The sequence below is a fragment of the Cupriavidus basilensis genome, from assembly GCF_008801925.2.
GTDB classification, from domain to species: Bacteria; Pseudomonadota; Gammaproteobacteria; order Burkholderiales; family Burkholderiaceae; genus Cupriavidus; species Cupriavidus basilensis.
In genome coordinates, this window is record NZ_CP062803.1 from 1071197 (window position 1) to 1086211 (window position 15015).

Annotated in this window: 13 protein-coding genes; 10 read left to right on the top strand and 3 right to left on the bottom strand. The window is 64.5% G+C overall.

Annotated features, from left to right (window positions below; translation table 11 throughout):
- Positions 1–150: 150 nt before the first annotated feature.
- A complete protein-coding gene (locus F7R26_RS04795) occupies positions 151–1284 on the bottom strand; it encodes a PQQ-dependent sugar dehydrogenase (protein ID WP_150986321.1) in 1134 nt (377 codons plus the stop codon).
- A gap of 145 nt (positions 1285–1429) precedes the next feature.
- On the opposite strand from F7R26_RS04795, the gene rpsP reads away from it, so the two are divergent.
- The 5 genes from rpsP to F7R26_RS04820 all read left to right on the top strand — a co-directional run bounded on the left by rpsP (position 1430) and on the right by F7R26_RS04820 (position 4639).
- Positions 1430–1684 (top strand): 30S ribosomal protein S16, encoded by a 255-nt coding sequence (gene rpsP / locus F7R26_RS04800; protein ID WP_150986320.1) that lies wholly within the window; start codon positions 1430–1432, stop codon positions 1682–1684.
- A gap of 160 nt (positions 1685–1844) precedes the next feature.
- The gene (gene rimM, locus F7R26_RS04805; RefSeq protein ID WP_241754494.1) at positions 1845–2432 is read left to right on the top strand and encodes a ribosome maturation factor RimM; all 588 of its coding nucleotides are present in this window, start codon (positions 1845–1847) and stop codon (positions 2430–2432) included.
- A gap of 81 nt (positions 2433–2513) precedes the next feature.
- Positions 2514–3332, top strand: coding sequence for a tRNA (guanosine(37)-N1)-methyltransferase TrmD (gene trmD / locus F7R26_RS04810; RefSeq protein WP_150986318.1), 819 nt, complete (start codon positions 2514–2516; stop codon positions 3330–3332).
- 75 nt (positions 3333–3407) lie between these two features.
- Positions 3408–3815, top strand: a complete 408-nt coding sequence (gene rplS, locus F7R26_RS04815; RefSeq protein ID WP_150986317.1) for a 50S ribosomal protein L19 — start codon at positions 3408–3410, stop codon at positions 3813–3815.
- A gap of 143 nt (positions 3816–3958) precedes the next feature.
- Positions 3959–4639: an NUDIX hydrolase gene (locus tag F7R26_RS04820; RefSeq protein WP_150986344.1), complete on the top strand. Its 681-nt coding sequence runs from the start codon at positions 3959–3961 to the stop codon at positions 4637–4639.
- Positions 4640–4660: 21 nt separating this feature from the next.
- Here F7R26_RS04820 and F7R26_RS04825 read toward each other — a convergent pair whose 3' ends face one another.
- Complete coding sequence (locus tag F7R26_RS04825; RefSeq protein ID WP_150986316.1) at positions 4661–5518, bottom strand: sulfurtransferase; 858 nt, start codon at positions 5516–5518, stop codon at positions 4661–4663.
- A 182-nt stretch (positions 5519–5700) separates the two neighbouring features.
- Between F7R26_RS04825 and dnaE the strand changes: the two genes are divergently transcribed.
- The gene (dnaE, locus tag F7R26_RS04830; protein WP_150986315.1) at positions 5701–9213 is read left to right on the top strand and encodes a DNA polymerase III subunit alpha; all 3513 of its coding nucleotides are present in this window, start codon (positions 5701–5703) and stop codon (positions 9211–9213) included.
- Positions 9214–9307: 94 nt separating this feature from the next.
- Positions 9308–10564, top strand: a complete 1257-nt coding sequence (locus F7R26_RS04835) for a glycosyltransferase (RefSeq protein WP_150986314.1) — start codon at positions 9308–9310, stop codon at positions 10562–10564.
- Here F7R26_RS04835 and F7R26_RS04840 read toward each other — a convergent pair.
- Complete coding sequence (locus F7R26_RS04840; RefSeq protein WP_150986313.1) at positions 10512–11279, bottom strand: glycosyltransferase family 2 protein; 768 nt, start codon at positions 11277–11279, stop codon at positions 10512–10514. The genes F7R26_RS04835 and F7R26_RS04840 overlap by 53 nt on opposite strands.
- An 11-nt stretch (positions 11280–11290) precedes the next feature.
- Here F7R26_RS04840 and F7R26_RS04845 point away from each other — a divergent pair, with 11 nt between their 5' ends.
- From F7R26_RS04845 to F7R26_RS04855, 3 genes are all read left to right on the top strand, one after another.
- The gene (locus F7R26_RS04845; RefSeq protein WP_170301879.1) at positions 11291–12541 is read left to right on the top strand and encodes an O-antigen ligase family protein; all 1251 of its coding nucleotides are present in this window, start codon (positions 11291–11293) and stop codon (positions 12539–12541) included.
- Entirely contained in the window at positions 12538–14307 is a 1770-nt protein-coding gene (gene msbA / locus F7R26_RS04850) for a lipid A export permease/ATP-binding protein MsbA (RefSeq protein ID WP_150986312.1), read from the top strand. The genes F7R26_RS04845 and msbA overlap by 4 nt, the downstream gene beginning before the upstream one ends.
- 96 nt (positions 14308–14403) lie before the next feature.
- A complete protein-coding gene (locus tag F7R26_RS04855; protein ID WP_150986311.1) occupies positions 14404–14991 on the top strand; it encodes a peroxidase-related enzyme in 588 nt (195 codons plus the stop codon).
- Positions 14992–15015 lie beyond the last annotated feature (24 nt).

Here is a 15015-nt window from a genome sequence, read left to right on the forward strand (position 1 = left end):
CAGTATCCTGTCGCGTGGTGAGGTTGTTCGAGATATGGGTCCATGGTACGCACGCGTCTTCGGCGCGCCTATGCTAAAGCCGTTACCGGTGTAACGGATTGTTTCTCCACTGTCCCGGGAGCCGGGCTGCATCCGGCGTGCGGCAAGGGATCAGGGTGCGTAGCGGATGCGATAGACCGCGCCCGCCATATCGTCGCTGACCAGTAGTGAACCGTCCGGGGCAACCTGGACATCGGCGGGCCGGCCCCAGGGTTTATCGCCCTGCAGCCAGCCTTGCGCGAACACCTCCTGGCGCACCGCCTGGCCGCGCTCGTTCAGCACCACCCGGACGACGCGGTAGCCGACCGGCTTGGTCCGGTTCCAGCTGCCGTGCTCGGCAATGAAAATGCTGTTGCGGTATTCGGCGGGAAATTGCGTGCCGGTATAAAAGCGCATGCCGAGCGCGGCGACGTGAGCGCCCAGCTTTGCCGCCGGTGGCTCGAACTCGGAGCAGGCGCGCTGCTTGCCAAACTCGGGGTCGGCGACGCTGCCGGCGTGGCAGTAAGGGTAGCCGAAATGCTGGCCCGCCCGGGTCAGCCGGTTGAGCTCGTCGTCGGGCACATCATCGCCCAGCATGTCGCGCCCGTTGTCGGTGAACCAGAGCTGGCGGGTGGCCGGGTGCCAGTCAAAGCCCACCGAATTACGCACCCCCTTGGCCACGACCTGCAAGTCGGTGCCGTCCGGCTTCATCTTCATGATGTTGGCGTAACGGTTTTCATCGGGCGCGCAGATATTGCAGGGCGCGCCGACCGGCACATACAGATAGCCATCCGGGCCAAAGGCGATAAACTTCCACCCGTGATGCGTCTCGGAGGGAAAGCGATCACTTACCACGACGGGTTTGGGTGGGTTGTCCAGGCGGGCATCGATATCATCCAGCCGGACGATCTGCGAGGTCGAGGAGGCGTACAGTGCGCCATCGCGGAAGGCTACGCCCACCGGCATGTTCAGGCCGGTGGCGACGACCCTGACCTTCGGGGCGGGCGCCAGCGGGTTGCGGATCGCATACACCTTGCCCTCGCCGCGGGTGCCGATGAAGAGCGTGCCTTCCGGCGACAGGGTCATGCCACGCGCTTCCGGTACCTCCGCGCTCAGCAATTCGATGCGAAAGCCTGGCGGCAGCTGGATCTGATCCAGCGGCAGGGCGGCGTTGGCATTGGGGCTGAACCAGATCGCGGCTGCGAACGCCGAGAAAGTGCTCGCGAGCAGGGTCCGGAAGCTGCGAATGTGAAGGTGAAACCGCATGGCGAGCTCTCCTGTCGGGGTTTTCACCACGATGCCTGTGGCCGGGTGTCGCGTCAATCGCTCTAAGTGTTTGTTTGGCCTCGGAATTTGGTCTATACTCTTGCGTTTCGTGTTCGAACATCAAGTTTTCTGAGGAATCAAACCCATGGTCGTAATCCGTCTGGCTCGCGGTGGCAGCAAGAAGCGCCCCTTCTTCAATATCGTCGCTGCTGACTCGCGTAATCGTCGCGATGGCCGTTTCATCGAGCGTATTGGTTTCTACAACCCCCTGGCTTCGGCAAGCGAAGAAGGCCTGCGTCTGGTGCAAGACCGTCTGACGTACTGGACCGGCGTTGGCGCCCAGCTGTCGCCGACGGTTGCCCGTCTGGTCAAGCAGAACGCCGCCAAGGCTGCAGTCTGATTGTTGTGACGCGCGTTTCGCGACGCGTGGCAAACGACACGTGACAGAACGCAAGCAAGGCGCCCCGGCGCGGCGGCCACTCAATGTGCCGCTCGAGCCCTCGGCCCGGCGCGAGGCCGGTGAGCAGGAAAAGCCCAGTCTCAAGCGCGGTGCAACCGGGTTGCCGGCTGCGCTGGCGTATACCGATAAGCTGCCGGACGACCTGATCGAGGTCGGTTATATCGGTGCGGCTTATGGCATACGGGGCTGGATCAAGGTCCAGCCGCATGCCGACGATGCAAGCGCGCTGTTGCACGCGCGCCGCTGGTGGCTGCTCAAACCGCCGCCAACCGGCTTGGTTGGCGCGGCAGATGCCGTGGCCTCCGAGGCCTTGTGCGTGAAGATCGTGCAGTCCCGCGAGCACAGCGGTACCGTAGTGGCCCAGGCGAGCGGCGTGTCCGAGCGCAACCACTCGGAGGCGCTCAAGGGACGCCGTGTCTGGATTCGGCGCGAGGATTTCCCCGCGCCGGATGAGAACGAATTCTACTGGGTCGATCTGATTGGCTGCGCCGTGTTCAATGAGCAGGGCGAGTCGCTGGGCGAAGTGTCCGGGCTGATCGACAACGGTGCGCACCAGATCCTGCAGGTGGCGCATGCCTTGCCCGATGGCAAGGCGGGTGAGCGCCTGATTCCCTTTGTCGACGCATTCCTGCGCTCGGTCGATATCTCGGCCCGGCGCGTGGTGGTGGACTGGGGCCTGGATTACTGAGCGGCCCGAGCAGCTAAAGGCAAGGGGGCTTGGCCGGCGATAGCCGGTGGGCAAGTGGTGGGCAAGTAAAGGGAGAGGCGGATGCAGTTCGACGTGATCACGCTGTTTCCCGAGATGTTTCGCGCGCTGACCGACTGGGGCATTACCAGCCGGGCGGCAAAGCAGCAGCGCTACACGCTGCGCACCTGGAATCCACGCGACTTCACCAGCGACAACTACCGTACCATCGACGACCGTCCCTACGGCGGCGGCCCTGGCATGGTGATGCTGGCCAAGCCGCTGGAAGATGCCATCGACGCGGCGTGTTCCGCCCAGCAGGCGGCGCAGGCCAGGCCGGAGGGCCAGGAGGAGTCGGTAAGGGAGCCGGTGAGGCCGCACGTGGTGCTGATGTCGCCGCAAGGCGCGCCGCTGACGCATCAAAAAGTGATGTCACTGGCGCAGCGTCCCGGCCTGGTGATGCTGTGTGGGCGTTACGAAGCGATTGACCAGCGGTTGATCGAGCGGCGGGTCGATGAGGAAATCAGCCTCGGCGATTTCGTGCTGTCCGGTGGCGAGTTGCCTGCCATGGCCGTGATCGACGCGGTGGTCAGGCATTTGCCGGGTGTGTTGGGCGATGCCCAGTCGGCAGTTCAGGACAGCTTCGTCAACGGGCTGCTGGATTGTCCGCACTACACGCGGCCGGAAGAATACGAAGGTGTGCGGGTGCCCGATATCTTGCTCGGGGGCCATCATGCCGAGATCGAGAAGTGGCGGCGCCAGCAGGCGCTGGCAAATACTGCGAAGAAGCGCCCCGATCTGATCGAGGCAGCGCGCAGTCAAGGGTTGCTGAGCCGGGTCGACGAGAAATTCCTGTCGACATGGCTGGCGAAAGAAGGGCGGGAGCTCGCTCCCGCCAAGTGAAACCCCATCCTCTGCCGGGGCCCAGGCCATGCCTGGGGCATACAACGTCGGCATGATGGACAAGGAGAAGAAACGATGAACATCATCGAGCTGATCGAGAAAGACGAAATCGCGCGTCTGACCGCGAACAAGACCATCCCCGCATTCGCACCCGGCGACACCGTGATCGTCAGCGTGAACGTGGTGGAAGGTAACCGCAAGCGCGTCCAGGCTTATGAAGGCGTCGTGATTGCCAAGCGCAATCGTGGCCTGAATTCGTCCTTCATCGTGCGCAAGATTTCGTCGGGTGAAGGCGTGGAACGTACGTTCCAGCTGTACTCGCCGCTGATCGCAGCGATCGAAGTGAAGCGCCGTGGTGACGTCCGCCGCGCCAAGCTGTACTACCTGCGTCAGCGTTCGGGCAAGTCCGCGCGGATCAAGGAAAAGCTGGCATACAAGTCGGCACCGGCCAAGGCTGCTGCCAAGGCTGCTGCTGCTCAGTAAGCCGCCAGTCGCCTCGATCGGCTTGCCGGTCGGGGCTGCGCAAAAAGGGCACCTTCGGGTGCCCTTTTTGCATCTCCGCGCGCCAGCTTTGCCGCGTCGCAGCACAAACGGTTTGGCCGGCTTCTGTCATACTCGCAATGATTATGCGTCCTGCCTTTGATCCCGAATCCCTCCCCATCGTCGCCACCGATACCCGGCACCCGCCGCTGGCCGGCGCGCGCCTGCGCCCGCACTTCATCCGCCATCGGCTCCAGTCACCGCCTGCCTGGGACCCCGAGCTGACTGATGAGTCGCGCGTCTATGACCGCAGCCTGAAGCTGCGCGATGCCGCTGTGCTGGTACCGTTGGTGGAGCGCGAGGATGGGCTGACCGTGCTGCTGACTGAGCGCAACGCCAACCTGAGCGCGCATGCCGGGCAAATCAGTTTCCCTGGCGGCCGTCACGAAGCGTTCGATATCGACCGGACGGCGACGGCGCTGCGCGAAACCGAGGAAGAGGTGGGGCTGGCGCGCGAGTATGTGGAAGTGCTGGGTAGCTTGCCCGACTACATCACCGGCACCGGCTTCCATGTGAGCCCGGTAGTGGGCCTGGTCCGCGACGGATTCACGCTGCGGCCCGATGCGCGCGAGGTTGCCGATGTGTTTGAAGTGCCGCTAGGTTTCCTGATGGACCCGTCGCATCACGAGCAGCGCCTGTTCCGCTGGGTGGACGGCGAGCGGCTGTTCTACGCCATGCCGTTCCCTCGCGAGGATGGCGGCCACCGGTTTATCTGGGGCGCCACCGCCGGCATGCTGCGCAACCTCTACCACTTGCTGGCAGCCTGAGCCTGAGGGCCGCCAGCGCTCTCAGGCGGCAGCCGCCGCCGTCCCGGCGCCGTCCCCGATGCAGTGCGGGCAGCTCTGGCCCACTACGTAGTGCGGGCTTTGCTGCTCTTCGGCGGTGACCACGGCGCGGCAGGCAAAACACTGCTTGGGGCCAGCCGGCTCCAGGTTGGGGTTCAGCGCGGTGCGGTAGTCGAAGACGAAGCAGTCGCCCTGGTAGTGGCTGCCACCCACTTCCTCGAAATACTTCAGGATGCCCCCTTCCAGCTGGTAGACGTGCTCGATGCCGGCTTCCTGCATGTGAATGGCGGCCTTCTCGCAGCGAATGCCGCCGGTGCAGAACGACACGATGGTCTTGCCCTCGAATTCCGCCTTGTGCGCGGCAATGGCCGGCGGGAAATCGCTGAACTTGGCGATGTCGTAGTCGACCGCCTGCTCGAATGTGCCGACGGCGACCTCAAAGGCATTGCGTGTATCCAGCATCACCACAGGGCGGCCGGTATCGTCGTGGCCCTGATCCAGCCAGCGCTTGAGCTCGACTGGCGTCACCGCCGGCGCCCGACCGGCTTCGGGGCGGATCAGCGGCATCTTCATGGTGATGATTTCCTTCTTCTCGCGCACCAGCATGCGCTTGAAGGGCTGGCTTTCCGACAGGCTTTCCTTGGGCGCGATATCGGCAAAGCGCGGGTCGGCATGCAGCCAGCCGAGGAAGCCGTCGATGGCCTCGCGCACGCCGGCGAGGAACAGGTTGATGCCTTCCGGCGCGAGCAGGATCGTGCCCTTGAGCCCGTGTGCTTCGCAGCGCGCGCGCATTTCCGGGCGCAAGACCGGGATGTCGTCCAGCGAGACGAACTTGTAAGCGGAGATGTTTACGATCTGCATAGGTGGCGCGCGACGGGACCGCGCCTTGCGAGCACGCGGTAACTGCCTGATTGGAAAGGCGAAATTATAGCGCCTCGCAGGCTTCCTGCCGGGCTTTTCCGAGCGCCTGGCTCAATCTTGCCATCGGGCACGTAGCGCAAAGAAGGCAGGCGCGGATATGCCGAGCCGGTACAATTACGGCCATGTCTGCACCTCGCTTCGTTCATCTCCGTCTTCATTCCGAATACTCCGTCGTCGACGGCATCGTGCGCCTGGACGATGCCGTCAAGGCCGCGGCCGCCGATGGCATGGGCGCGCTCGCCCTGACCGACCTGGCCAATGCCTTCGGCCTGATCCGCTTCTACAAGGAAGCGCGCGGCGGCGGCGTCAAGCCCGTGGTCGGCGCCGACGTCTGGCTGACCAACGCCGACGATCGCGACAAGCCGACGCGCTTGCTGCTGCTGGTCCGGGATCGGATTGGCTACCTCAATCTCTGCGTGCTGCTGTCGCGCGCGTGGCTTTCCAACCAGTACCGCGGCCGCGCCGAGATCGACCCTGCCTGGTTCGACGAAGCCGGCGAAGAGGGCCAGCCGCTGGCCACCGGCTTGATTGCGCTGTCTGGCGCGATGGGCGGCGACATCGGCATGGCGCTGGCCAATGGCAACGATGCGGCCGCGGCGCAGGCCGCCGCGCATTGGGCGAAGGTGTTTCCGCAGCGCTTCTACATCGAGCTGCAGCGCGCAGGCCTGCCCGGCACCGATGCCTATGTGCAGCAAGCGGTGCAGCTTGCGGCCAGGATGGGCTTGCCGGTGGTGGCGACGCACCCGGTGCAGTTCATGACGCCCGACGATTTCACCGCGCACGAGGCTCGCACCTGCATCGCCGAAGGGGAGTTGCTGGCCAACCCCCGCCGCGTGCGGCGCTTCACCACCGACCAGTATTTCAAGACCCAGGACGAGATGTGCGCGCTGTTCGCCGACATCCCGTCCGCGCTGGAAAACGCGGTGCAGATCGCGCGCCGTTGCAACCTCACGCTAGAACTGGGCAAGCCGCGCCTGCCGCTGTTTCCGACGCCCGACGGCATGTCGCTCGACGACTACCTCGTGCACCTGGCCAAGGAAGGCCTGGAAAAGCGCATGGCGGTGCTGTTCCCCGACGAAGCCGTGCGCGAGGCCAAGCGCCCCGAGTACTACGCGAGGCTGGAGTTCGAGACCGGCACCATCATCAAGATGGGCTTCCCCGGCTACTTCCTGATCGTGGCGGACTTTATCAACTGGGCTAAGAACAACGGCGTGCCGGTCGGGCCGGGACGGGGTTCCGGCGCGGGTTCGCTGGTGGCCTATGCGCTCGGCATTACCGATCTGGACCCGCTCAAGTACGCGCTGCTGTTCGAGCGGTTCCTGAACCCGGAACGGGTTTCGATGCCCGACTTCGACATCGACTTCTGCCAGCAGGGACGCGATCGCGTTATCACGTACGTGAAGGAGAAGTACGGCCACGCCGCGGTATCGCAGATCGCCACCTTCGGCACCATGGCCGCCAAGGCCGCGGTGCGCGACGTGGGCCGCGTGCTCGATCTGGGCTATGGCTTTGTCGACGGCATCGCCAAGCTGATTCCTTTCAAGCCGGGCAAGCTCGTCACCATCGAGGAAGCCAAGAAGGAAGAGCCGCTCCTGACCGAGCGCGAGAAGAACGAAGAAGAAGTGCGCCAGCTGCTGGAGCTGGCCCAGCGCGTGGAAGGCATGACACGTAACGTCGGCATGCACGCCGGCGGCGTGCTGATCGCCCCGGGCAAGCTGACGGATTTCTGCCCGCTCTACACCCAGGGCGCGCAGAACGACGGCATGAGCGGCGTGGTCAGCCAGTACGACAAGGACGACGTGGAAGCCGCCGGCCTGGTCAAGTTCGACTTCTTGGGACTGACCACGCTGACCATCCTGGACTGGGCCGAGCGCTATATCCGCAGGCTCGATCCGTCCATGGCGGACTGGAACTGCAGCCATATCCCGCTCGACGACAGCAAGGCATTCGACATCCTCAAGACGGCCAACACGGTCGCCGTGTTCCAGCTGGAAAGCCGCGGCATGCAGGGCATGCTGAAGGACGCCAAGCCTGACCGCTTTGAGGACATCATCGCGCTGGTGGCACTCTACCGCCCGGGCCCGATGGACCTGATCCCCAGCTTCTGCGCCCGCAAGCACGGCCGCGAGAAGGTGGAGTACCCGGACCCGCGTGTCGAGCCGGTGCTCAAGGAGACCTACGGCATCATGGTCTACCAGGAGCAGGTGATGCAGATGGCGCAGATCATCGGCGGCTACTCGCTGGGCGGCGCCGACTTGCTGCGCCGCGCCATGGGCAAGAAGAAGGCCGAGGAAATGGCCCAGCACCGCGAACTGTTCCGCGAGGGTGCGGCCAAGAACGGCCTGACCGCCGAGAAGGCGGACGAGACCTTCGACCTGATGGAAAAGTTCGCGGGCTACGGCTTCAACAAATCTCACGCGGCCGCTTATGCATTGCTGGCCTACTACACGGCCTGGCTCAAGGCGCACCATCCAGCCGCGTTCATGGCAGCGAATATGTCGCTCGCCATGGACGACACCGACAAGGTCAAGATCCTCTTTGACGATTGCAAGCTCAACAAGCTCCAGGTGCTGCCGCCCGATGTCAACGCCAGCGAATACCGCTTCGCGCCGACCGATGCCAAGACCATCCGCTACGGCCTTGGCGGCATCAAGGGCTCGGGGCAGGGCGCCATCGAGGACATCCTGCGCGCCCGCGAGGAAAAGCCCTTCGTCGACCTGTTCGATTTCTGCGAGCGCGTCGACCGCCGACAGGTCAACCGCCGCACCATCGAGGCGCTGATTCGCGCCGGCGCCTTCGACAGCCTCAACGCCAATCGCGGCCAACTGCTGGCCTCGGTGTCGCGCGCGATGGAAGCCGCCGAGCAGAAGGCCGAGTCGGCCAACCAGGTGTCGCTGTTCGACCTGATGGCTGACGCCGGCGAATCGCACCGCCCCTCGCTGGTCGACGAACCAGCCTGGGCGCCCAAGCGCATGCTGCAGGAAGAAAAGCAGGCGCTGGGTTATTACTTCTCCGGTCACCTGTTCGACGCCTACCGGGACGAAGTCGGGCGCTTCATCAAGGGCACGTTGGCCGGCCTGGAAAAGGAAGTGCAAGGCAATGGCGGCGGCTACGGCCGCGACGTGCGTGGCAAGGTCATCGCCGGTGTCATCACCGGCATGCGCACCCAGATGACGCAGCGCGGCAAGATGCTGATCGTCTTGCTTGATGACGGCACCGGGCAGGTCGAGATGACGGTGTTCAACGAATTGTTCGATGCCAACCGCCACATGTTCCGCGAGGACGAGATGGTGATCGTGCAAGGCAATGCCCGTCACGATACCTTTACCGGTGGCGTGCGCTTCACCGCTGAATCGGTGATGGACCTGGTGGCGGCGCGCGCCAAGTACGCCGAGGCGGTCGGCCTGGCGTTCAACGGCAATGCCTCCACGGAACTGCTGCGCGAGTTGCTCACGCCCTACCTGGCGAGTGTGACCAATGCGCCAGGCGTGCCGGTGCGCGTGAGCTACGCCACCACCGGCGCGCGCTGCGAGGCGGAGTTGGGCCGGCAGTGGCTGGTCACGCCATCTGACGATGCCCTGGCAAGCTTCCGCGCGGCCCTGTCGGGCGAGAATGTCCGCATGCTCTACGGCTGACCCGGGCTTGCCGGCAGGGCGGCCCGGCATGGCGCCGCCCCGACCGGCACTGCTGCCGTCCATCCCGTCTTTTCATGGATTACACAAGCCCCGCATGGCCAAGCAACGCATCCTCTTCCACCTCACCCACTTCCTGCGTGGCGGCATCGAGACCTCGCTGGTGTCGCTGCTGGCTTCGCTGGATCGAGAGCGCTTTGAGATCGGCCTGACGCTGACCTATCCGACCGAAGCGCTGGAGACGCATTTCCGCGCCATGCTGCCGCCGGACGTCAAGATCCATATCCTTGCGCCGGAGGCCTGGCTCTCCCGTTGCCGGCAGCTGAAAAAAGCCGGCAAGCTGGGGCCGTTGGGCAAGATCTATGAAGAAGTGCTGTTGCCGCCGCTGCGCAAGCCGCTGGTCAACCGGCGCTTTCGTGGCATCGCGCGGGACTATGACCTGGTGATCGACTACGACATGTCGCTGTCGCGGCTGACCGGTCGCCTGCCGGTGCCGATGATCGGCTACCAGCATTTCAGCGTGGCACACCTGGAGCGCGAGAACCGCCGCAAGCTGCGCAAGCTGCGACGCCAGTGCCGGGAGCACTATGACCGCATCGTGGTGCTCAACGACAGCATGCTGGCCGACGCGCGGGCGCTGATTCCCGAGGCCGCCGACAAATTCATCCGCCTGTACAACGCCACCGACCTCGATCGCATCCGCGCGCTTGGCAAGGCGCCTTTCACGCCACCGGCGCATCCCTACATTGTTTCGGTGGGGCGGCTGGAAGAAAGCCAGAAGGATTTCACCACGCTGCTGCGGGCCTACGCGGCGCTGGTCAGGGGCACGGGCTTGTGCGAGCGGCTGGTGCTGGTGGGCGACGGCGCTTCGCGCGGCCGGCTCGAAGCGCTCGCGCGCGAGCTCGGCATCAGCGAGCGTGTCAGCTTTGCCGGTTTCCAGGCCAATCCCTATGCATGGATCCAGCATGCGCGGCTGATGGCGTTCAGCTCCAAGATGGAGGGACTGCCCAATGTGCTGCTTGAAGGCATGGCGCTGGGCCAGTTGGTGGTGAGCACCGATTGCCCGGTGGGTCCGCGCGAGATCCTGGCCGAGGGCAAGGCCGGCCTGCTGACGCCGGTTGGCGATGTGCCCGCGCTGGCGGAGGCGATCCGCCGCGGGCTCGAGGAGGTGCCGCTGCGCGCCCGGCTGCTGGCCTATGCGGCGGTCCACATCGAGCAGATGGGCTTTGGCCCCACCTCGGCGGCCTTCAGTGCTTGCGTCGAGGACTTGCTGGGCGCGCCTCAAACAGGGGCGGCAGCCCCTACCGTGGGGGCACCTGCTGCTCGCTCTTCTGCTGCAGGTACCATAGCTTGATGTACTTGTAGTAGCTGGCCTGGCCATTCATCAGCGCCACACCGAGCCCCTGCGCGCCGTCCAGGAATCCGCGGCGCAGCAGGTAGGTGCGCAGGAAGGCCCAGGCGCCATGCAGCACGGCGCCGGCGGGCGACGCTGTCTTGCCGCGCGCGAAGCCCTGCTGGGCGCCGAGGCTGGAATATTTGTCGATCTTTTGCAGCACCTGCGAGAAATCGTCGTAGGTGTAATGCAGCAATGCTGAATTGAGCCTGCCGACTGGTGTATCGGCTACCACGCGCTCGTGCACGAGATCGTCGGTGAAGCGGGCGTGGCCACGGCGGAACAGTCGTGTGACGTAATCGGGGTACCAGCCGCCGTGACGGATGAAGCGGCCGCAAAAGCGCGACAGCCTAGGTACCTCGTACGCATCGGACTGGCCAGACGCCACTGCGGCGAGAATCTCGTCGCGCAGCTCGGGGGTGACCCGTTCGTCCGCGTCGATGGAGAAGATCCAGTCGCCGTCGGCCTTGGATACCGCCAGGTTTTTCTGGGCGCCGAAGCCAGGCCAGTGCTCGGTTTCGAAGACCTCCGCGCCCAGGCTGCGGGCCAGCTCGACCGTGCCGTCCCGGCTACCTGAATCCACTATAATCGCGCGGTCGCACCAGGACACGCTTTCCAGGCACTCCCGGATGTTGTGTGCCTCGTTTTTTGTAATCAGTACGACTGAGATTTTCATAGAGCTTGTTTATGGTACTTCGTGCGGCAAAACTGACTTCGATCGCAAGCGCCCTTGTCCTGGCGTTTCCGATCCTGTTGCTATGCATACCGAGGGGGGCAGGGATATTCCTGGCAGGCGTTGTGTTCCTGGCGCTTATCGCTAGCGACGGCATGCGCAAGACATGGGGCGCATACCGCAACCTGCTGAACCCCCTGGGGCTCGCTATTCTAGCCCTGGTGATCGTTTGTCTAGCGTCGAAGCTTTACTTCGACGTGCCGTGGAACGTGCTCGATAATCCTTCGAGAATTCTGCTTGCCCTGTTGACCTTACTGGTGGTCCTGCATAGCGCGCCCGATCCTCGGGCGATGTGGCTTGGCATTTCGATCGCACTGGCGGCCAGCCTCGTGCTGGTGGCTTACCAGTATGTGGCGCTTGGCGACACCAGGCCCGCTGCATGGACCCAGCCTATCGCCTTCGCCAATATGGTAGCCGCGCTTGGCTTGATCGGCTTTGTCAGGCCGGGAACCAGCCGTCGCGCGCACGCGCTTGCTTGGACAAACCTGGCGTTGGCCGCAATGATACTGGCGTTGAACGGCACGCGAGGCGCAATGCTTGCCATGTTGATTACGATGCTGCCGCTGCTATTTGTCCGGTATCGCGGGTTGAGGCCGGCAAGATTCTGCATCGCGCTTGCATTGTTTGCCTTGTTGGGGACTGGCTCGTATCTCATTCCTGGCAGTCCGGTGGCGAAGCGGATTGACCAAGTGCGCCACGAAATCGACCGGTTCGAGGCCGGGGATACGGAAACGTCCATCGGTTCGCGTCTGGAAATCTGGCAGCTCGCCGTGCACTCGATCCGTCTGCATCCCTGGATGGGCGTCGGTATTGGCCAGTTTGCCCGCATTACACAGTCGTCCGCATTTTGCCGGCAGAACGACTCTCCCGCGTGCGTTCTCGAGCACGCACACAACGACGTCCTGGAGGCTGCTTCGACCACCGGCGTTCCAGGGGTGCTGGCGCTGCTGGGACTATTTCTGGTTCCCGCTGCCATGTTCTGGCGGATGCTGCGCCAATGCAGCCGCAATGCCAACGGGCTTGGCCTCAGCCTCAGTGGTGCCGGCCTGGGCGTCGTCATGGCCAGCCTGATCAGCGGCCTGACCCAGGTGACGATGGCGCACCAGGCAAATATTGTTTTTTATGCCGGCATCATCGGGCTGTTGCTCGGGCTGGCCGCGGTACAAGCAAAGTATCCCCGCGCCGACGGGGTGGAGAAAACGTGAAAGTCCAAGAACAAAATGCGCCCCCGGCACAGGAAGCCGACACCCTGAAGCGAGTCTGGTCCTACCTGCGTCCGGAAATGCGCGTCTTCATCGTTGCCATTATCGCGATGGCGGCTGTGGCTGGCGCCGAAGGGATCATGCCCAAGGTCGTCAATGACCTGCTCGACAACGGTTTCGGCGGCGCATATGCCGGCAAGCTCTGGCATGTGCCGGCCTTGCTGATTGGCGTGGCACTGATACGTGGGGTGGCGCAGTTCGCTTCCGGCTACCTGCTCGCCCTGATCTCCAACCGGGTGCTGCTGAAGATGCGCATGCAGATGTTCGCGCGCATGCTGCATGCGCCCGCGCTGTTCTACCACCGCAATACCGCGGCCTCGCTGATCAATGCGGTGATCTTCGAGGTCAACCAGGTCATGCAGATCCTGACCGGCGTGCTGATCACCCTGGTGCGCGATTCGCTCACCGTGCTCGCGCTGCTGGTCTACCTGTTCTATACCAACTGGAGCCTGACGCTGGTGGTGGCGGTGATCCTGCCGGTGATCGGTTTCGTCATGGCCAAGGTCAATCGCCGCCTGCGGCGCCTTAATCGCGATCATCAGGCGCTGACCAACACCGCGGCCTACGTGGTCGAGGAGGCGGCGGGTGGCTACAAGGTGGTCAAGCTGCATGGCGGCGAGGCTTACGAGACGTCGCGTTTCGCGGCCATGGCCGAGCGCCTGCGTGGCTATTCCATGCGCATGGCGGTGGCAGGCGGGCTGAACCAGCCTGTCACGGCATTCCTGGCGGCGCTGGCGCTGTCTGTCATCCTGACCATCGCGATGATCCAGTCGCAGACCAACCACACCACGGTGGGCAGCTTCACCGGCTTTGTGATGGCGATGCTGCTGCTGGTCTCGCCGCTCAAGCACCTGACCGACCTGAACCAGCCGCTGCAGCGCGGCCTTACCGCGGCCGAGATGATCTTCGGCCTGATCGACGAGCCGATCGAGCCGCAGGACGGCGGCCTGCCGCTCGAGCGCGCGCGTGGCGAACTGGTATTCGAGAAGGTGGGCTTTCGCTACGGCGAGGGCGCCCGCCCGGCATTGGACAACATCAACTTCAACGTCAGCGCCGGTGAAGTCGTGGCGCTGGTGGGGCCGTCGGGCAGTGGCAAGACCACGCTGGTCAATCTGGTGCCGCGCTTCTTCGACCCGACCGAGGGCCGCATCCTGCTGGACGGAAAGACCATCGACGCGTTCTCGCTGCATGACCTGCGTCGCCAGATCGCCTTTGTCAGCCAGGACGTGGTGCTGTTCAACGACACGGTTGCTGCCAACGTGGCCTATGGCGTGCATCCGGCGGCCGAAATCGACATGGCGCGCGTCGAGCGCGCGCTGGCAGCCGCTTACCTGACCGATGTGATCAAGGGCCTGCCGCAAGGGCTCGAGACCAATATCGGCGACAACGGCATGAAGCTGTCCGGCGGCCAGCGCCAGCGCATGGCGATCGCGCGCGCGCTGTACAAGGACGCGCCGATCCTGATTCTCGACGAGGCCACCTCGGCGCTCGACTCCGAATCGGAGCGCCAGGTGCAGGCCGCGCTGGAAGCCCTGATGGTTGGCCGAACCACGCTGGTCATCGCGCACCGCCTGTCCACCATCGAGAACGCCGATCGCATCGTGGTGCTCGACCACGGACGGGTGGCGGAGCATGGCACCCACGACGAACTGCTCTTGGCCGAGGGACTCTACGCCGGGCTGCACAAGATCCAGTTCGCCACCCAGTAGGCTGGCACGGCCGGCCAGATTCCCGCTGCCCGCGGCAGCTAGCGCGGGCGGTTCATGCGCAGTGCAAAGAGGGGTGTACCCCCGAAGGAGACCACCATGACCGCATCGCCGCCACTGAGCCGTTACCCGGTTCCCGCCATCGCTGAGCTGCCCGAGGACATCCGGGCTCGCATCCTGGAAGTCCAGGACAAGGCCGGCTTCGTGCCGAACGTGTTCCTGACGCTGGCCCACCGGCCGGATGAATTCCGCGCCTTCTTTGCCTACCACGATGCGCTGATGCTCAAGGAGGGCGGCCTCTCCAAGGGCGAGCGCGAGATGATCGTGGTGGCCACTTCGGGCGCCAACCAGTGCCTGTATTGCGTGGTGGCGCACGGCGCCATCCTGCGCATCTACGAGAAAAAGCCGACGCTGGCCGACCAGGTGGCCGTCAACTACCGCAAGGCCGACATCACGCCGCGCCAGCGCGCCATGCTCGACTTCGCCCTCAAGGTCTGCGAGGCCTCGGCCGAGGTTGGCGATGCCGATTTCGCGGCGTTGGCCAAGCATGGGTTCAGCCACGAGGACGCCTGGGATATCGCGGCCATCACCGCCTTCTTCGGCCTGTCCAACCGCATGGCGAACACCATCAGCATGCGGCCGAACGAGGAGTTCTACCTGATGGGACGAGTGCCGAAGGCTAAGTAGCGCCGCTGGACGCTCGCCCGGTGG

What these genes read in the sequence shown, in the direction of transcription:
- F7R26_RS04795 (WP_150986321.1), bottom strand. Translation starts at nt 1,284, where the DNA reads ATGCGGTTTCACCTTCACATTCGCAGCTTCCGGACCCTGCTCGCGAGC.
- rpsP (WP_150986320.1), top strand. Translation starts at nt 1,430, where the DNA reads ATGGTCGTAATCCGTCTGGCTCGCGGTGGCAGCAAGAAGCGCCCCTTC.
- trmD (WP_150986318.1), top strand. Translation starts at nt 2,514, where the DNA reads ATGCAGTTCGACGTGATCACGCTGTTTCCCGAGATGTTTCGCGCGCTG.
- rplS (WP_150986317.1), top strand. Translation starts at nt 3,408, where the DNA reads ATGAACATCATCGAGCTGATCGAGAAAGACGAAATCGCGCGTCTGACC.
- F7R26_RS04820 (WP_150986344.1), top strand. Translation starts at nt 3,959, where the DNA reads ATGCGTCCTGCCTTTGATCCCGAATCCCTCCCCATCGTCGCCACCGAT.
- F7R26_RS04825 (WP_150986316.1), bottom strand. Translation starts at nt 5,518, where the DNA reads ATGCAGATCGTAAACATCTCCGCTTACAAGTTCGTCTCGCTGGACGAC.
- dnaE (WP_150986315.1), top strand. Translation starts at nt 5,701, where the DNA reads ATGTCTGCACCTCGCTTCGTTCATCTCCGTCTTCATTCCGAATACTCC.
- F7R26_RS04835 (WP_150986314.1), top strand. Translation starts at nt 9,308, where the DNA reads ATGGCCAAGCAACGCATCCTCTTCCACCTCACCCACTTCCTGCGTGGC.
- F7R26_RS04840 (WP_150986313.1), bottom strand. Translation starts at nt 11,279, where the DNA reads ATGAAAATCTCAGTCGTACTGATTACAAAAAACGAGGCACACAACATC.
- F7R26_RS04845 (WP_170301879.1), top strand. Translation starts at nt 11,291, where the DNA reads ATGGTACTTCGTGCGGCAAAACTGACTTCGATCGCAAGCGCCCTTGTC.
- F7R26_RS04855 (WP_150986311.1), top strand. Translation starts at nt 14,404, where the DNA reads ATGACCGCATCGCCGCCACTGAGCCGTTACCCGGTTCCCGCCATCGCT.